Source organism: Salipiger sp. PrR007, assembly GCF_010499845.1.
In the GTDB taxonomy this organism is placed as follows: Bacteria; Pseudomonadota; Alphaproteobacteria; order Rhodobacterales; family Rhodobacteraceae; genus Salipiger; species Salipiger pacificus_A.
In genome coordinates, this window is sequence record NZ_JAAGOZ010000104.1 from 148,929 (window position 1) to 165,568 (window position 16,640).

A 16,640-nucleotide genomic window follows, 5' to 3' on the forward strand; every position below is an offset into this window, starting at 1 on the left:
CCGGCTCCGGTCTTGTCAGGTCACTCTGCGGCAAGGCCGGCGGGTGTGTACTCGACCCCGTTCGCCTTCTGGATTTGGCGGATGACCTTCCACTGATCCTTGTAGGTGATCGGGATGAACTTGCTGACCCCGCTGAACTCCTCGCCAAGCGCGGTCCCCGCGAAGTCGAAGCTGAAGAAGGCCTCCTCGATCTTCTCCTTCAGTTCCGGCGTCAGGTCGTGGGCATAGGCGTAAGAGGTGGTCGGGAAGGGATCGCTTTCCCAGACGATGCGCACCTCGGCGGGATCGTAGAGCCCGCGCTCGGCCATCCGGTCGACCACTTCCGAGGCGACGGGCGCGGCGTCGTAGTCGCCCGCGACCACGCCCAGCATCGACTGGTCATGGCTGCCAGAATAGACCACCTCGTAATCCTCGTCGGGCACCACGCCCAGATCGGGGAACAATGCGCGCGGCGCGAGGTTGCCCGAATTCGAGGTCGGCGAGGTATGCGCGATGCGCTTGCCCGCAAGATCGGGCACCTCTTTGATGTCGCTGTCGGCCTGGGTGTAGATCTGCAGTTTGTAGCCGAACTGCCCGTCGTCCCCCCCCATGATCGCGAAGGGCACCGCTCCGGCGAGGTTCACTGCAAAGGGCGTGGGACCGGTCGAGAAGCCCGCGATATGCAGACGGCCCGAACGCATCGCCTCGACCTCGGCGGAGTTGGACTGCACCGCGAAGAACTGCACGTCCTTGCCGGTGACCTCCTCAAGATGCGCGATGAAGGGCTGCCAGATATCCTCGTAGATGGCCGGGTCCTCGACCGGCGTATAGGCAAAAACAAGGGTGCCGGGATCCTTCAGATCGCCCGCGTCTGTTGGCGCGTCTGCGACCAAGTCACCGTCGGCGTCGGTGTACTGGCTGTCGAGCACCGCGGTTTCTTCCTGAGCAAATGCCGCCCCGGCCGACAGGGCCAGCGATACGAGCAGACTCGTGGTGTGCCTAAGCATGTGATGTCCTCCTCCCAAAGGGCATGTTCTGCGTCTGGCCCCTGTGTCCTCCGGCCAGTCCAGCGGGATCACATCACCTTTATGTTGGATATGCAACAAATTGGTCGTACTTTTCTGCGAAACTCAAGGCTGCGACATACGAAGGGGAGATCGGGCACGGTGGACCAGACAAGTGGCGAGCGGCGTTTGAAAAAACAGGAGCGGCACGCGCAAATCCTGCTGCAACTGAAACTCAGGCCGCACGTGCGGGTCGCGGAGCTTGCCGCCCTGTTCGGCGTGACCACAGAGACAGTACGCCGCGACATCGGCGCGCTCGAGCGCGACGGGCTGTTGGAGCGCGCCCATGGCGGCGCTTCGGCGCCGCATCCCGGCGGGCACCGCGATCTTGACGCGCGCCGACGGGAACGGGTCGCCGAGCGCGAGCGGCTCGGCCGCTTTGCCGCGTCGCTGGTGCGCGACGGCGATGCGATCATGATCGACGCGGGCTCGACGACGATGGTCTTCGCCCGCTTCCTCGCCTTCGCGGAAACCCGGGTCACGGCGATCACCAACAGCCTGCAGATCGGTATGATCCTCGGCCAGAGCGCCAATGCGCGCGTGCTTCTCGCGCCGGGAAGCTACCTGCCCCAGGAGGCGGCGGTGGTCGGCGTCGAGACTTGCGATTATCTTGCGCGCTACCACGTGGACTCGTGTTTTCTCGGAGCGGCCGGTCTCAGCGAAGCGGGTGTGACCGAGGCGGTGGACGGTTTTGCTCCGGTCAAGCAGGCGATGATGCGGCACTCCACGTCGTGCCGGTTTCTTATCGACGCAGGCAAGTTCGGCCGCACCCGGTTGAACCTTGTCACGCCGCTTGACGACATGGATACGCTGGTCAGCGACCGCGCCCCGGAGGACGCACTTGCGGCACGTCTCTCCGAGAGCGGGGTCAGCATCCTCGTACCCTAGGGCCTCCCGACTCGGTGCTTTATTTCGGCTTCGTACGGCAAGGGCAGCCAAGCCTTTGCTTGCGAAACGGTGTTTTCGGACACACCCGATTACCACACCACCAAGCAAATCGCCTCTTTCGAGCACGACATGGTGAAACAGCCGGCGGGTCTTCTGCTGCATCCGATGCAGCCGGACCCGTTCATCGCACCGATCAACCGCGCCATCTCAGATGGCACGCAGGTGGTGACCCTCGCGGCGGACTCGCCGAAATCCGACCGCAGCGCCGATATCACCTCCGACAACCTGGCCGAGGCGAAATTTGCTGCCGAGGAAATCGTCAAGCAGATCGGCGAGACGGGCTCAGCGGAGGGCGCCGTTGCGGCGATCCTCGAAGCCAAGTCGGACGTGCTGGTCATGCATGCGGATATCACCCCGGCGACGCTCGAGCACATCAAGGCCGGCAAGATCCACATGGCGCTGAGCCCGAACCAGGGCATACAGGGGTTCATGGGGTCCATGGCGACCTTCATGGCGGCGCATTCCGAAGTCTTCGATCCGTTCAACGACCACCGGACCTCGGGTTACAACCCGGTGCAGATCCCCCACATCGACGGTATCCTCCAGCCCGACGGCGGCGAGAACCTCTGGGAGGGTCGGCCCGTCCGTACTGCATCACCAAGCGCCGCGCAGCAGCTCGGGATCGGGCTGGTGCATCAGGAAATCGCCCTCTGCCCCGATATCTCGGTGGCCGAGAACATGTTCATGGCCGTCACCAACCAGAGCCGCCGTTTCCTTATGGATGTGGGCGCGCTCAAGCAGAAAGCCCGCGCCGTACTGGGGCAGCTGTGCGACATCGATCCGGGCGCGATCGTTCGGGACCTTCCGATCTCGCACCAGCAACTGGTCGAGATCGCCGAGGCGCTGACGCTCGACTGCAAGGTCCTGATCCTCGACGAGCCAACCGCCGCGCTGACAGACCACGAGGCGCAGACCCTTTTCGAGATCATGCACAGACTGTCGGCGCAGGGCAGGGCATCATCCGCGGATCGATCCTGATACCGCGGTCTCCATCGATCACCACATGACCAAGAAGCGCGACGCCGGGGGCAAGGCGCTGAGCGCGGTCGTCGAGACCCTGTCGCCCGAACAGCCGCTCGACGTCACCGTCGTGCCGCTCACCGGCGGGGTGCAGGGCAAGGTCTACACGGATGTGAACCATCTCGTGACGCGCATGGCAGAACGGCTCGGCGGCAAGCCGATCCTGATCCACGCGCCGCTTTTTGCCGAGAACCGGGCGCAGCGGGACATGCTCACCGGCATGGCGCCGATCAAGCAGGTCTTCGACCTTGCCCGCACCGCCAATGTCGCGCTCACCGGCATCGGCTCGGTCGAGCCGCGCGCTTCGAGCTGCTACGACCTCAATCCGGTGCCCGAGGCCGATCGCAAGATGCTCGTGGGCATGGGGATCGCCGCCGAGTTCATGGCGCATCTGATCGGCATCAACGGGCAGGTGGCGGACTACGAGCGCAACCAGCGCCTCGTGGCCCTGCATCCGCATGACACGGCGCCCGCCTACGGGCAGGGGCTGGCGGAAGAGATCGTCGGCAAGGCCCTCGGGGGGCGGCGCGATAAGGTCGCTCTGGCGACGAAGCGACGTCTGCTCGGGGTGCAGCGCAGCCCCCTCGAGGATGATCCACGGCGGCCTGCGCTATCTCGAGAACGGCGAATTCGGGCTGGTGAAGGAGTCACGCGCGGAGCGCGGCGCGCTGCCAATGAAGATCGGCCTGACGCTCTACGATCCCGTGACCCGCGGGCGTGGCGCCCTGCCCCCGGCACCAGGCCCGCAACGGCAGGGCAACAGGCCAGAACTGGTCGCCCTCCTACCACGATGCGTGGATTTCCTATCCCGAACGCCTCGGTCTCGAACTCGTGGACGACACCGCACGGATGGCACCGGAGTCGCCTGCCCTGACCTATGCCGAGATCGCCCGCGACGGGGATCGTTTCAGGTTGACCGATCTTGAGACCGGAAAGGGTTTGCCCATCGCGGCGCGCTTGCTTGTGAATGCCGCTGGCGCCTGCTCGACGAGGTGCGGCGGGACGACGACGCGCGGAGCGGCGTCCCCATATGGTGTCGGGAACTCAGAGATCACACCTCATCCTCGACAATCCCGCGCTGCGCGCTGCGCTCGGCGGTCACATGATCTTCTTCGAAAACTTCGACGGGCGGGTCTGCATTATGTTTTCCTATCTGGGCAAGGTGCTTGCCGGCTTCACGGATACCCGCGTCGAGATACCGACGCGGACCGCCAGCACCGAGCAGGAGCGCCGCTATATGCTCGAAGCGGTCGGGAGGCTCTTTCCCGGGTTACCGTTCGTGGAGGAGGATACCGTTTTCAGCTACAGCGGGATAAGGCCCCTGCCCCAAAGCAACCACGCCTTCACCGGCCGCATCTCGCGCGGGCATTGCCCCACCGGATCGACGGCACGGTGCCGCAGATCTGCATGGTCGGGGGCAAGTGCACGACCTTCCGCGCCTTTGCCGAGCAGACGACCGCCGTCGTGCTCGCCGAATTCGGACGCATGCGTGCGGCGTGCACTGGGACCCTGCCGATCGGCGGTGGGCGCGATTTTCCCGGCAGCGCCGCACTTCGGCAAGCGCTAAGGCAACGCTTCGGCGTTTCGGAGGACCGCGCCGCGCGCATGGCCGAAACCTATGGACCCCGCGCGCAGGATGTTCTGGCGTTCTGCGCCGACCGCGGCGATGACCTGCCCTGACGAGCGATTGCACCCTGACCGCCGCCGAGATTACCTGGGTGACCGCGCACGACCGCGCCCTGCACCTGTCGGGCGTCGTGCTTCGGCGAGTTTTTCGACGTGATCTCAAGCGCCCTGAGATCGGGGGTGGTCGCGCCCGGGGAGACATCGATCATCGTCGGGGCGGGAACCGCGGGCCGCGCCTTTGCCAACTGGCTGAGCGCCGACACGCAGTGCCGCGTGCTCTTGTTCGAGGCCGACGGCGTTGGAAGGTGGCCCGGCGCCGCTGGTCCCCCAAGGCTGCGTGCAGGGGGTGAACGGCCCGCGGGTGGTGGATGCCTCGCTCACGCCCCGGATCGCGCCCGGCAACACCGCCGCCCCGACCCTGCTGATCGCCGAGCAAGCTGCTGACATGATCCTGCATCTTCGAAGGTGTGTGGTCTGGCTTGCTACGCTTCTCAGCACCCATCACCCGTCGTGCAGTCTTGGCATTGCCGCGTCCAGAGCGCAGCCTCGACCGGCGCGACTGGCGCGGTCGCGCCATCGCTTGATGCCGGAGGCGCCCTGCGCCAGACCATTTCCGGTCGCGTTCCTCTGGCAAGGGTTCGAAACGAAGGCTCCCGGTCACCTCGATCCCTGACGCCCTCTGCTCGCTCGGGTCGGCAAGGCGCGTTCCACCCATCCGGACCTTGTTCCGAGGCTCGAAGCGACCAGAGGGCTTGCACCATTGGGTGCAGGCTATTGGACCGACCGGATCGCGGCGTAGGCACCTCGGAACCGCTGGTAGGCATCGTCGAAGGCGGAGCGCAGCGCTGGCTCGGGCGCGATCTCTTCGCGGATCGACGGCGTGGACATCACATCCTCGACCCGGCGAGCACCCGAGGCGACCATTCCGAGCCGCGCCGCCCCAAGTGCCGCACCGAACTCGCCGCCGCTCGGCAGGTCCAGCGTCACGTCGAGCGCCGTGGCGATCAGCTTGAGCCAGTAGCGCGACCCAGTGCCGCCGCCGATGGCAATGAGCCTGTCGAGACGCAGGCCGGTCGCTTCCAGCGCGGCCTGGCTGTCTCGCAGCCCGAAGGTGACGCCCTCGAGCACTGCCCGCGTGAGGTCGTCGCGGGTGGTTTCCGCCCCGAGCCCGGTGAAACTGCCGCGGATCTCGGCATCGTTGTGCGGCGTGCGCTCGCCAGACAGGTAGGGCAGGAAGCGGACGCGACCGGGTGCGCGCAGCGTCTTGCCCAAAGGCGCCGTGAGCTCCTTCGGCGTGGTGCCGGTGATCCGCGCCAGCCAATTGAGACTATCGGTCGCCGACAGCATCACCCCCATCTGGTACCAGCGCCCGGGCACCGCGTGGCAGAAGGTGTGCAGCGCGGTTTCGGGTGCCGGGCGGTAACCGTCGCGCGCTGCCAGAAGCACCCCCGAGGTGCCGAGCGAGACGAACCCCTGCCCCTCGTTCATCGCACCGATGCCGCAGGCCGCGGCGGCGTTGTCGCCTGCCCCCGCGGCGATCACCACCTCGCCCGACAGACCCCAGCGCGCAGCCAGCTCCGGCTTCAGCCGCCCCCCGGGCTCACACCCCTCGAGCAACTGGGGCATCTGCTCGCGCCGCATTCCCCCCGCCGCCAGCAGCTCTTCGGACCAGTCGCGTGCGCCGGTGTCGAGCCATGAGGTCCCGGCGCTGTCGGACATGTCGGCGAAATAGCTGCCGGTCAGGTGGTAATTCATGTAGGCGGCCGGCAGCAGCACCTTGGCAATCTTGGAGAAATTCTCTGGCTCGTGCTTGCTCACCCAGGCAAGCTTCGGCGCAGTGAAGCCGGGAAAGACGATATTGCCCGAAAGGTCGCGGACGCCCTTCATGGCATCCAGCTCCGCCGCCTCGAGATGCGAGCGGGTATCGTTCCACAGGATGCAGGGGCGGATCACCTTTCCCGCCGCGTCGAGCAGCGTGGCCCCATGCATGTGGCCGGCGACGCCGATACCGCGAAGCCCGGCGAACTCGGGATGGGCCGCGCGCAGCTCCTCGACCGCGGCGTCGAGCGCGGCAATCCACTCTGCGGGATCCTGCTCCGACCAGCCCGAATGCGGATGCTGCGCCTCATACGTCTTCTCGGCGGCGCCGAGCGGCGCACCGCCTTCGTCCACCAGAAGGGCGCGCAGCCCCGATGTGCCAAGATCGACACCCAAGTATGCCATTCTATTCTCTCCCGTGAGCGGTCACAGCACGAGGCACGCCCCGCTGCTGAGACCGACATCACCCTGCCGGCCTCGCTGGTCCGCACAGTTTCGCGTCATGTGATCCGATCGTGTCGCAAACGCCGTCCGTGGCGCTGCGGGCGTATCCGGGCGGGCATCCCTGCCCGCCCGGTCAAGACCCCTTAGAAGGGGCTGTCGGGGTAGTAGAACTGCTCGGCGTTCTCGGGGGTGATCAGCACCGATCCGATGGTGAAGGTGCCCGAGACCGGCGCGTTCGAGGTCAAACCGACCGCGGTCAGCTCGATCGCCGTGGCGATCATCGACGGCGGGTAAGTCACGTCGGCGGGGATCATCGCGTCGCCATCCATCACGCGCTTGATCATCTCCTTCATGCCGGCGCCGCCGAGCACGAACTTGACGTCTTCGCGCCCGGCCGCATCGATCGCCGCCAGCACACCCACCGCCATGTCGTCATCCGAGGCCCAGACCGCATCGATCTGCTCATGCTTGGACAGGAAGTCCTGCATGACGTTGAAGCTGTCATCGCGGTTCCAGTTGCCGTGCTCCATGTCGATGACCTCGATGCCCGAGCCCTCGATCGCCTGCTGGAACCCTTCGACCCGCTCGTTGTCGATGGTGGTGGGAATGCCGCGCAGGACGACGATCTTGCCGCCTTCGGGCATCTGCGAGACCATGTATTCGCCCGAGACGCGGCCGAAGCCGGGGTTGTCACCAGCGACGTAGAGGTCCTCGATTCCTTCCACCGACAGGCCACGGTCCACCACGGTGACCCAGGCGCCGCTCTCGGCGACGGCCTGCACCGGCGGCGTCAGCGGATCGGATTCGAAGGGCAGCACGACCAGTGCGTCGATGCCGCGCGTCGCCACCATGTCCTCGATGTCGTTGACCTGCTTGCCCGGATCAGAGGCCGTGGCGAGCACGAAATCGAGCTGCGGATAGACCTCCTCGAGCCGCTCGACGGTCTGCTGCGCGTGGAAGTTCATGCCGCCCGCCCAGCCATGGGTCGCCGCGGGGATCGACACGCCGATCACCTTGGTCTCGCCATCCTGCGCCAGCGCTCCTCCTGCGCCGAGCGCCAAGGCCGTGCATCCGGCCAGCAGCGTCTTCATGTAAGACATTTCGTTTCCTCCCTAAGTTTGGCGCAGGGTTACCCCTTTGCCTTGGCTTCCCGCTGCAAGATCACCGCGAGAATGATGATGACCCCTTGGATCGCGCCATTGAGATAGGGCGAGACCAGGTCGGTCAGATTGAGAATGTTGTCGATCATGCTCAGGATAAGCACGCCGATCACCGTGCCCCAGACCCGGCCGAAACCGCCCTTGAGGATGGTGCCGCCGATGATCACCGCGGCGATCGCCTCGAGCTCCCACAACACGCCGGTCGAGGCCGAGGCCGAGCCGAGCCGCGGCACGTACATGATCGTCGCCACGCCGACGAGCATGCCCAGCATGGCATAGGTCATCAGCCGCGTGCGGTTGACGTTGACATTCGAATAATGCGCCACGCTCTCGTTCGATCCGATTGCCGCGCAGTGCCGGCCGAAGCGGGCGCGGCTCATCAGCACCTCGCCGACGATGACCGTGAGCGCGAAGACGATGATCGGCCAGCTGATCCCGAAGAGCCCGCCGAAGTAGACCGGCCGGTAGAAGGTGCGCAGCCCGAAATCGAGGCTCAGCGTGCCGCCGTCCGCCAGCCAGGTGACAAGGCTGCGGTAGATGCCCATGCTGCCGAGCGTGACGATGAAGGCCTCGATCCCCAGCGTGGTGATCAGGAAACCGTTGATCAACCCTGCGGCGATCCCCGCAAGCAGCGCCACCGCCATGCCCAGCAGAATGATCGGGATGCCGACCCCAAGGACCGGCAGCGCCGCGTTCATCACCAGGATCATCAGCCCCGCGATGAAGGCCGCCATCGAGCCCACCGACAGGTCAAGCCCGCCGGCGGTGATCACGAAGGTCATGCCCACCGCGATGATGCCAATGAAGGCCGAGCGGGCCAGCACGTTGGTGATGTTGGCGGCGCTGAGGAAGTTGGAGTTCAGCGCGGTCCCCACCACGATCAGCACCAGAAGCGCGATCACCGGCCCCAGAACGCTCATCGAGGGGAGCGCCCTGCGAGGCTTGGTCGCCGCAGTTTCGGTCGTCATCATGCCACCCTTTCCGTGCTGCCCGTTCCAACGCCCATGGCGTGGCGGACGATTGTGTCTTCGGTGATCTGGTCGCCGGTCAGCTCCTTGGCGATCCGGCCCATGCGCATCACCATCACCCTGTCCGACAGGCCGATCACCTCCTGCATCTCGGACGAGATCACCACGATCCCATGGCCTTCTTCCGCGAGTTTGCGGAGGAAGGCGTAAATCTGCTGCTTGGTGCCGATGTCGATGCCGCGCGTCGGCTCATCGACGATCAGGATCATCGGATCGGACTGCATCACCTTGGCCAGCAAGAGCTTTTGCTGGTTGCCGCCCGACAGGTTGCCGACGCGCATGTCGCGCGCCCCGGCGCGGATGTCGAACTCGTCGATGGCGCGGTCGAGCGCGCGCTCCTCGGCGGCAAAGTCGATCAGCACCCGGCCGTATTTGTGCAGCGCCTGCAGGGTCAGGTTCTCGCGCATGCCCTTGCCCAGCAGCAGCCCGCGCAGCTTGCGGTCCTCTGTCAGGTAGCACAGTCCCTGCTCCAGCGCGTCGCCGGGCCGGGTGATGCTGACCGGCGTGCCGCCGATCTCGATGCGCGTGCTTGTCGCAGGCCGCAGCCCGCAGAGCCCCTCCATCGCCTCGGTGCGGCCCGAGCCGATCAGCCCCGCGATCCCGAGGATCTCGCCCCTGTGCAGGTCGAAAGAGATGTCACTGGCGCGGCCCGGAACGCTCAGCCCCTCGACCCGCAGCAGCACCTCGCGGTCCGGCGCCACGTCCGGCTTGTCGGGATAGAGGTCCGAGACATCCCGGCCCACCATCGCCGTGGCCATCTGGTCCTCGGTGATCTCGCCGGCCGGGCCGTCGTGCACCAGCGTGCCGTCGCGCAGCACGGTCACCGTGTCGGCGATCTCGGCCACCTCGCCAAGCTTGTGCGAGGTGAACAGGATTGCCGTGCCGGTCGACTTCAGTGCCCGCACCTGCTCAAACAGGATGCGCGTCTCCGAGCCCGTCAGCACGGCGGTCGGCTCGTCCATCACCAGCACCCGCGCGTCGCGGCTGAGAGCCTTGGCGATCTCGACCATCTGCTTGTCCGAGTTCGACAGTTTCGACACCAGCGTGTCCGGGTCGATGTGGCAGTCGATGCGCGCGAGATACTCGCGCGTGAGCCGGCGCATCCGCGCCTTGTCGAGCAGCCAGCCCTTCCGCAGCTCGCGCCCCAGAAAGATGTTCTGCTCGACCGTCAACTGCTCGGCGAGGTTGAACTCTTGGTGGATCATCACGATCCCCGCCTCTTCGCCATCGTGCAGCGAGCCGAACGCGACCTCCTGCCCGTCCAGCAGGATCTGCCCCGAACTCGGTGCCTCGATGCCGGCGAGGATTTTCATCGTTGTCGACTTGCCCGCGCCGTTCTCGCCGATCAGCGCCAGCACCTCGCCCGCCCGCAGGTCGAGCGTGACCCCGTGGAGAACCTCCACGGGGCCGAAGCTCTTTGTCACCTGACGGAGCGCGAGGACGGAGGGTGCGCTCATGGCTTGGTCCTCACAGCTTGGTCCATGCCGCGTTGTCCCCCGCCGAGGCGACGCAGGCGCGGATGAAGGCCATGCCCTCGAGCCCGGCCGCAATCCCCGGAAGAACGCCCATCACCGCCTCACGCGACGCGCCGCCCTGCACCGCACGGATCGCCTCGGCGGCCTCGGTATAGATCGTCGCGAAGCCCTCGAGATAGCCCTCGGGATGCCCCGACGGGATGCGGCTGACGGAGGTCGAGGCGTCGATGGCCCCCGGGCCGTTGCGGGTCAGGCGGCGGGTCGGCTCGCCGTGGGGGGTGAACCACAGATAGTTGGGATCCTCCTGCGCCCACTCGAGCCCGCCCGTTTCGCCATAGACGCGCAAGCGCAGGCCGTTCTCGTTGCCCGGCGCGACCTGGCTGCACCAGAGCATGCCGCGCGCGCCGCCCTCGTAGCGCAGCAGAATATGGGCGTTGTCGTCGAGCTTGCGCCCCGCGCCGAAGCTTTGCAGATCGGCGGCCAGCTCGGCCCCGGCAAGGCCGGTGACAAAGCCCGCAAGATTATAGGCATGGGTGCCGATGTCGCCGATCGAGCCGCCTGCCCCGGACCGCTCGGGATCGGTGCGCCACTCGGCCTGCTTCACGCCCTCGGTCTCCACCGCGTCGGTCAGCCAGTCCTGCGGGTATTCCACCTGCACGATGCGGATCTTGCCAAGCGCGCCGTCGGCCACCATCTGCCGGGCCTGCCGGATCATCGGATAGCCGGTGTAATTGTGGGTGAGGATAAACAGCGCCTTGCTCTCGGCCACCGCCTTTTCCATCGCCTCGGCATCCTCGAAGGTCGCGGTCAATGGCTTGTCGCAGATCACGTGGATTCCGCGCGACAGAAAGGCCTTCGCGGCGGGGAAATGCACGTGGTTCGGGGTGACGATGCTGACCGCCTCGATGCCGTCCTCGCGCGCCGCCTCGGCCTCGGCCATCTCCTCGAAGCTGCCGTAAGAGCGCGCCGGGTCGAGCCCCAGCGCCTCGGCGCTGGCGCGGGCCTTCTCGGGGGTCGAGGAGAGCGCCCCGGCCACAAGGTCGAAGTGGCCGTCGATGCGGCTCGCGATGCGGTGGACCCCGCCGATGAAGGCGTCGTTGCCGCCGCCCACCATGCCCAGTCTGATACGTGTCATGTCAGCCGATCCCCAAAAGTTTCTTGTTGGTCGCCTCGTCGATATCTCCGCCCGCGAAGTCGTCGAAGGCGTGCGGCGTGACGCGGATGATGTGATCCTTGACGAATTGCGCGCCCTCGCGCGCGCCATCCTCGGGATGCTTCAGCGCGCATTCCCATTCCACCACGGCCCAGCCGTCGAAATCGATCGCCGCCATCTTCGCGAAGATCGCGCTGAAATCGACCTGCCCGTCACCGAGGCTGCGGAACCGGCCAGCGCGGTCGACCCAGGGCTGGTAGCCGCCGTAGACGCCCTGCCGCCCGGTCGGATTGAACTCGGCGTCCTTGACGTGGAACATCTTGATGCGCTCGGCATAGATGTCGATGTTGTCGAGATAATCGAGGCATTGCAGCACGTAATGCGAGGGATCGTAGAGCATGTTGCAGCGCGCATGGCCGTTCAGCTTGTCGAGGAACATCTCGAAGGTGACACCGTCGTGCAGGTCTTCCATCGGGTGGATCTCGTAGCAAACGTCGACGCCGCAGTCTTCGGCATGGTCGAGGATCGGGCGCCAGCGCCGGGCCAGCTCGTCAAAGCCCGTGTCCACCATGCCCTGCGGGCGCTGCGGGAAGGGATAGACGAAGGGCCAGCAGAGCCCGCCGGAGAAGGTCACATGCTGGCCGATGCCAAGGTGCTTCGAGGCGGTGAGTGCCTTCTTGACCTGCTCCACGGCCCATTCGGTGCGCTCTTTCGGCTTGCCCTGCACCTCGGGCGCGGCAAAGCCGTCGACCCAAGCGTCATAGGCCGGGTGGACGGCAACGAGCTGCCCGAGAATGTGGGTCGACAGGTCGGTCACCTCGACGCCGTTGTCGCGCGCCTGCCCCGCCCATTCGTCGCAATAGGTCTGCGAAGTTGCCAACTTGTCGAGGTCGACAAGCCGCGCATCCCAGACCGGCACCTGCACGCCCTTGTAGCCGCAGTCGGCGGCCCACTTGGTGATGCCCTCCCAGGAATCGAACGGCGCGGTGTCACCTGCGAACTGTGCCAGAAACAGCCCCGGCCCCTTGATGGTCTTCATCGTCTCCTCCCTTTCACCGCCTGAACAAGGCGGCCTTCAATGGTTATTCAACTTGCCGGCCTGCCGCGACACGGGGCGCGCGCCCCAGCGGTGGCCAGCCGTGTCAGCCCGTAGACTCGAGCGCATCCGCCTGCGCCTGCGGCAGGTTCTCGCGCACGAAGATTGTCGGCACGATCGGGTCGGTCCGCAGCAGCTCGCGACGGTCAGCCAGCAGCGTCAGATGCTCGATCACCCTCGCCACCTCTTCCTCAGGGCGCTGGTCGATGATCACGTCGATGAGCCCCTCCTCGAGCGCACGCCGCGAATGCGGCACCAGCTCGTGCAGGAAGACATGGGGCCGCGCAGCATCCGGCGGCAGCGCCTCGAGCACCCGGACGAGCCCCGCATTCCCAGCGCCGGCGCTGTAGATCGCGGTGATCGCGGGATCCTCGGCCAGCGCCTGGCCGACCAGCGTCTCGACCAGTTCGAAGCGGTCGCGGCCCTCGACCACGGGCGCGATCTCGAATTCGCCGCCAATCACCTCGCGCATCCCCGCAAGCCGCTCGGCGTGGTCGCGCGCCGACAGCGCCCCGACCACCGGCAGCACCCGGCCCCTGCGCCCGCCGTGCGCCATGCGGATCAGCCGGCCGACCGTGCGCCCCGCCACCACGTTGTCGATTCCCACATAAGCGTTTCGCTGCGATCCTGGCACGTCCGAGACCAGCGTGACCACCGGGATGTCGCGGGCCCTCAGCGCGGCGATTGCGGCCACTGTCTGCGCGTCATCGCTCGCAACCACGGCCACCCCATCGACCGGCGCTTCGGCCAGCGCCTCCATTCGCGTCGTCAGCGCCTCGGCATCGAAGGCCTCGACGCTTTCGACCAAGAGGCTGATGCGGTCGGACAGCAGCCGCGAAGCCGCCTCTGCGAACAGCGCCTGCACACGGTGAAAGAAGGCATTGGAGCCGGACGGCAATACGACTGCGAACCGGTAGAGGCGCTGCTGAGACAGGTTGGCGGCCGCCACATTGCGCACATAGCCCAACGCCTCGATCGCGGCATGCACGTTGCGTGCCGCCTTTTCGGAGACGCCCGCGCGGCCGTTCACGACACGATCCGCGGTCGCATAGCTGACACCAGCGCGACGCGCGACATCCGACAAAGTCGGTGGCCGTCTGTTCATCGTAGTCCTCCCTGCGCGCACGCTCGCAGCGAAACAGCGTTGCGTCAATCGAATTTTGATAGACGTCTATCAAAACCCGTCACCCACGCCCGTCTCGGCAGCCTCCGGGAGAACCCCGCGATGCGAGGGCAAACTCATGGTGAGGCCATGAATTTCCTTCAGTTCACGAGTCTCCTCTGCTAATCTTTCAAAAATTGACGTACGTACCTTCAACAGGTCGCCATACCGGAGACGCACAGACCCGATGACCCGCCCGACAATTCACGACGTTGCCCGGGTTGCGGGCGTCAGCCTCTCGACCGTCGACAGGGTTCTGAACGACCGTGACGGCGTGCGCGAGAAAACCCGCGACCGCGTGCTCGACGCGATCGGCAGCCTTGGGTTCGAACGCAACCTCGCCGCCGCCAATCTCTCGCGCAAGCGACGCTATCGGCTCTGCTTCATCCTGCCTGACGGGCAGAACAGCTTCATGCACGCGCTCGAGGCACACGTCGCGGAAGAGGCCGCGGCGGTCCTGCGCGACTTCACGGTCATCGAGACGCGCAAGGTTCCGGCCTTCGACGCGGGCGCGCTGGCCGAGATGCTGCGGAGCCTTGATCCCGAGACCGTCGACGGGGTCGCCATGGTGGCGACTGACGCCACCATCGTGCGCATTGCCGTGCGCGAACTGCGAGCCCGTGGCATCGCCGTCGTCACGCTGGTGTCGGACCTTCCAGGCTCTGAAAAGCAGGGGTTCATCGGCATTGACAACGTCCAGGCTGGCCGCACCGCGGGCAGCCTCCTGGGGCGTTTCTGCCGCGGCCGCACGGGCCGGATCGCGATGGTCAGCGGTTCGATGCTGGTGCGTGACCACGCCGAGCGGCGCCTCGGCTTCGAGCAGGTGCTGCGCACCGAGTTTCCCGAGCAGACGCTCATCGCTCCGCTCGAAGGGCGCGACGACAAGGACCTCGTGCGGGACCAACTGGCAGCGCAGCTCGCTGCGGATCCGGGGATCATCGGCGTCTACAGCATGGGCGCAGGCAACCGCGGCGTGGCCGAGGCGCTCGCCGGCCTGCCCCCCGAGAGGGATGTCTCGGTCGTGGTGCATGAGCTGACGCCCTATTCGCGCGAGGCGCTGCTGCACGGCAGCTTCGATGCCGTCCTGCATCAGGACAGCCGGCGCGAGGTGCAGGGCGCGATCCAGCTTCTGCGAAGCCTTCTGGACGGCCAACTGCCGTCGTCTGTCATCGAGCCGATCCGCGTCGAGATTTACATGCGCGACAACCTGCCCTGAAAAAATCGCGGCAACTGATACATTGCGTCATGGCAGTTGCTGACGTACGTTAGTCAAGAAATCAGATTCGCCGAAAGCGGGTGGAGGACCCGCGGTGAATCAGCCAAGGGAGGATTTCATGAGACATACCGTTGCCATAGCCGCGCTGATGGGCGGACTAGCATCGGCCGGGGGCGCAATGGCCCAGACCGAGATCAACGTGCTGCGCGTCGCCGTGAACGATGAGCAAGAGGCCTACTACGAGCAGATCGCCAAGGCGTTCGAGGCCGAGCACGAGGGTGTGAACGTCACCTTCGAGTACATCGCCAACGAGGCCTACAAGTCGAAGCTGCCGACGCTGCTGCAGTCGGACGCGCGGCCCGACATCTTCTACAGCTGGGGCGGTCAGACCCTGGTCGAACAGGCCGAGGCAGGCTTCCTGCAGCCGATCAGCGACATGCTCCCCGAGGGGTTTGCCGAAACCATCCCCGAGGCCGGGCTGACCGCCTATTCGGTGGACGGCACGCTCTACGGCCTGCCCCTTTATGCCACCGAGGTGGTGTTCTGGACCAACAAGGCGCTGACCGAGAAGGCCGGTGTCGATCTCGACGCGATCAAGACCTGGGACGATTTCCTTGCCGCAGTACAGACGGTGAAGGATGCGGGGATCACCCCGATCATCGTCGGCGGGCAGGACAAGTGGCCGCTGCACTTCTACTGGAGCTACCTGGCCCTGCGCGAAGGCGGCAAGGACATCATCTCGCAGGCCATGGCGGGCGAGGATGGCGGCTTCGAGAACGAGGCCTTCGTGGCTGCGGGCAAGGACTTCCAGGAGTTGACCGCGCTCGAGCCCTTCCAGCCCGGCTTCATGGGCACCACCTACGAGACCTCGAGCGGCATGTTCGCCGATGGTGCAGGAGCCTTCTACCTGATGGGCGACTGGGACTACCTGCCGATGCGCGAGCGTTCGACCAGCGGCGAGGGCCTGCCGGACGACCAACTGGCGATCGTCAACTTCCCGGCGGTCTCTGACCCTGTGGTCGAGGGCGGCGAAGGTGCGACGCTCGGCGGCATCAATGGTTGGGCCGTGTCGAATTCCGCGGAGCCCGAGGCGGTCGAATTCCTGGCCTACCTGCTCAGTGCCGAGAACCAGCGCGAGGCCGCGCGCCAGCAGATCTTCATCCCCATCGTCAAGGGCACCGGCGACGCGCTGGAAAACCAGTTCTACGCCAAGGTCTCGAAGGACGTCGAAGACAGCTCGTACCACCAGATCTTCCTCGACCAGTTCCTCGGAGCCTCGGTCGGTGCGACGGTCAACGACATCTCGGCCGACCTCGCCCAGGGCGCGATCACTCCCGAGGAGGCAGCAGCGCAGGTCCAGGAGGCCTGGAGCTTCCGCTGACGCCCCACTCCCAGAGCGCCGCGCGCCGTCCCTCTCGGCGTGCGGCATCCGTCCCCACTTCTTCCTGACA

The 16,640-nt window shown here is 66.2% G+C and carries 14 protein-coding genes and 1 pseudogene; 7 read left to right on the plus strand and 8 right to left on the minus strand.

The window, feature by feature from the left end; translation table 11 throughout:
* Positions 1 to 20 precede the first annotated feature (20 nt).
* Positions 21 to 986, minus strand: a complete 966-nt coding sequence (gene phnD / locus G0Q01_RS26375; protein WP_164198196.1) for a phosphate/phosphite/phosphonate ABC transporter substrate-binding protein — start codon at positions 984 to 986, stop codon at positions 21 to 23.
* Between the two features lie 159 nt (positions 987 to 1,145).
* Between phnD and G0Q01_RS26380 the strand changes: the two genes are divergently transcribed.
* The 5 genes and pseudogenes from G0Q01_RS26380 to G0Q01_RS27005 all read left to right on the plus strand — a co-directional run bounded on the left by G0Q01_RS26380 (position 1,146) and on the right by G0Q01_RS27005 (position 4,691).
* Positions 1,146 to 1,931 (plus strand): DeoR/GlpR family DNA-binding transcription regulator, encoded by a 786-nt coding sequence (locus G0Q01_RS26380; protein WP_164198194.1) that lies wholly within the window; start codon positions 1,146 to 1,148, stop codon positions 1,929 to 1,931.
* A 21-nt stretch (positions 1,932 to 1,952) separates the two neighbouring features.
* Positions 1,953 to 2,969 (plus strand): substrate-binding domain-containing protein, encoded by a 1,017-nt coding sequence (locus tag G0Q01_RS27475; RefSeq protein ID WP_370457364.1) that lies wholly within the window; start codon positions 1,953 to 1,955, stop codon positions 2,967 to 2,969.
* 25 nt (positions 2,970 to 2,994) lie between these two features.
* Positions 2,995 to 3,885: a sugar-binding domain-containing protein gene (locus tag G0Q01_RS27240; protein WP_304610682.1), complete on the plus strand. Its 891-nt coding sequence runs from the start codon at positions 2,995 to 2,997 to the stop codon at positions 3,883 to 3,885.
* Between the two features lie 156 nt (positions 3,886 to 4,041).
* A pseudogene (locus G0Q01_RS27480) lies at positions 4,042 to 4,353 on the plus strand (FAD-dependent oxidoreductase); the annotation flags it as partial.
* Positions 4,354 to 4,379: 26 nt separating this feature from the next.
* Entirely contained in the window at positions 4,380 to 4,691 is a 312-nt protein-coding gene (locus G0Q01_RS27005) for a glycerol-3-phosphate dehydrogenase C-terminal domain-containing protein (protein WP_235940429.1), read from the plus strand.
* 717 nt (positions 4,692 to 5,408) lie between these two features.
* Here G0Q01_RS27005 and xylB read toward each other — a convergent pair.
* From xylB to G0Q01_RS26430, 7 genes are all read right to left on the minus strand, one after another.
* Entirely contained in the window at positions 5,409 to 6,860 is a 1,452-nt protein-coding gene (gene xylB, locus G0Q01_RS26400; protein ID WP_164213983.1) for a xylulokinase, read from the minus strand.
* Positions 6,861 to 7,042: 182 nt separating this feature from the next.
* The gene (locus G0Q01_RS26405) at positions 7,043 to 7,990 is read right to left on the minus strand and encodes an ABC transporter substrate-binding protein (RefSeq protein WP_164213986.1); all 948 of its coding nucleotides are present in this window, start codon (positions 7,988 to 7,990) and stop codon (positions 7,043 to 7,045) included.
* A gap of 38 nt (positions 7,991 to 8,028) precedes the next feature.
* On the minus strand, positions 8,029 to 9,027 hold the full coding sequence (locus G0Q01_RS26410) for an ABC transporter permease (protein ID WP_370457363.1): 999 nt from the start codon (positions 9,025 to 9,027) through the stop codon (positions 8,029 to 8,031).
* The gene (locus G0Q01_RS26415) at positions 9,027 to 10,544 is read right to left on the minus strand and encodes a sugar ABC transporter ATP-binding protein (RefSeq protein WP_164198188.1); all 1,518 of its coding nucleotides are present in this window, start codon (positions 10,542 to 10,544) and stop codon (positions 9,027 to 9,029) included. The genes G0Q01_RS26410 and G0Q01_RS26415 overlap by 1 nt, the downstream gene beginning before the upstream one ends.
* A 10-nt stretch (positions 10,545 to 10,554) precedes the next feature.
* A complete protein-coding gene (locus G0Q01_RS26420) occupies positions 10,555 to 11,697 on the minus strand; it encodes a Gfo/Idh/MocA family protein (protein WP_164198186.1) in 1,143 nt (380 codons plus the stop codon).
* Between the two features lies 1 nt (position 11,698).
* Positions 11,699 to 12,754, minus strand: coding sequence for a sugar phosphate isomerase/epimerase (locus G0Q01_RS26425; protein WP_164198184.1), 1,056 nt, complete (start codon positions 12,752 to 12,754; stop codon positions 11,699 to 11,701).
* A 103-nt stretch (positions 12,755 to 12,857) separates the two neighbouring features.
* Positions 12,858 to 13,916, minus strand: a complete 1,059-nt coding sequence (locus G0Q01_RS26430; protein WP_203595191.1) for a LacI family DNA-binding transcriptional regulator — start codon at positions 13,914 to 13,916, stop codon at positions 12,858 to 12,860.
* A gap of 244 nt (positions 13,917 to 14,160) precedes the next feature.
* Here G0Q01_RS26430 and G0Q01_RS26435 point away from each other — a divergent pair, with 244 nt between their 5' ends.
* Positions 14,161 to 15,189 (plus strand): LacI family DNA-binding transcriptional regulator, encoded by a 1,029-nt coding sequence (locus G0Q01_RS26435; protein ID WP_164198182.1) that lies wholly within the window; start codon positions 14,161 to 14,163, stop codon positions 15,187 to 15,189.
* Between the two features lie 118 nt (positions 15,190 to 15,307).
* A complete protein-coding gene (locus tag G0Q01_RS26440; protein ID WP_164198180.1) occupies positions 15,308 to 16,570 on the plus strand; it encodes an ABC transporter substrate-binding protein in 1,263 nt (420 codons plus the stop codon).
* Positions 16,571 to 16,640 lie beyond the last annotated feature (70 nt).

Coding starts and splice junctions, on each gene's coding strand:
- phnD (WP_164198196.1), bottom strand. CDS start 986: ATGCTTAGGCACACCACGAGTCTGCTCGTATCGCTGGCCCTGTCGGCC.
- G0Q01_RS26440 (WP_164198180.1), top strand. CDS start 15,308: ATGAGACATACCGTTGCCATAGCCGCGCTGATGGGCGGACTAGCATCG.
- G0Q01_RS26415 (WP_164198188.1), bottom strand. CDS start 10,544: ATGAGCGCACCCTCCGTCCTCGCGCTCCGTCAGGTGACAAAGAGCTTC.
- G0Q01_RS26435 (WP_164198182.1), top strand. CDS start 14,161: ATGACCCGCCCGACAATTCACGACGTTGCCCGGGTTGCGGGCGTCAGC.
- G0Q01_RS27240 (WP_304610682.1), top strand. CDS start 2,995: ATGACCAAGAAGCGCGACGCCGGGGGCAAGGCGCTGAGCGCGGTCGTC.
- G0Q01_RS26405 (WP_164213986.1), bottom strand. CDS start 7,990: ATGAAGACGCTGCTGGCCGGATGCACGGCCTTGGCGCTCGGCGCAGGA.
- xylB (WP_164213983.1), bottom strand. CDS start 6,860: ATGGCATACTTGGGTGTCGATCTTGGCACATCGGGGCTGCGCGCCCTT.
- G0Q01_RS26430 (WP_203595191.1), bottom strand. CDS start 13,916: ATGAACAGACGGCCACCGACTTTGTCGGATGTCGCGCGTCGCGCTGGT.
- G0Q01_RS26425 (WP_164198184.1), bottom strand. CDS start 12,754: ATGAAGACCATCAAGGGGCCGGGGCTGTTTCTGGCACAGTTCGCAGGT.
- G0Q01_RS26420 (WP_164198186.1), bottom strand. CDS start 11,697: ATGACACGTATCAGACTGGGCATGGTGGGCGGCGGCAACGACGCCTTC.
- G0Q01_RS26410 (WP_370457363.1), bottom strand. CDS start 9,027: ATGACGACCGAAACTGCGGCGACCAAGCCTCGCAGGGCGCTCCCCTCG.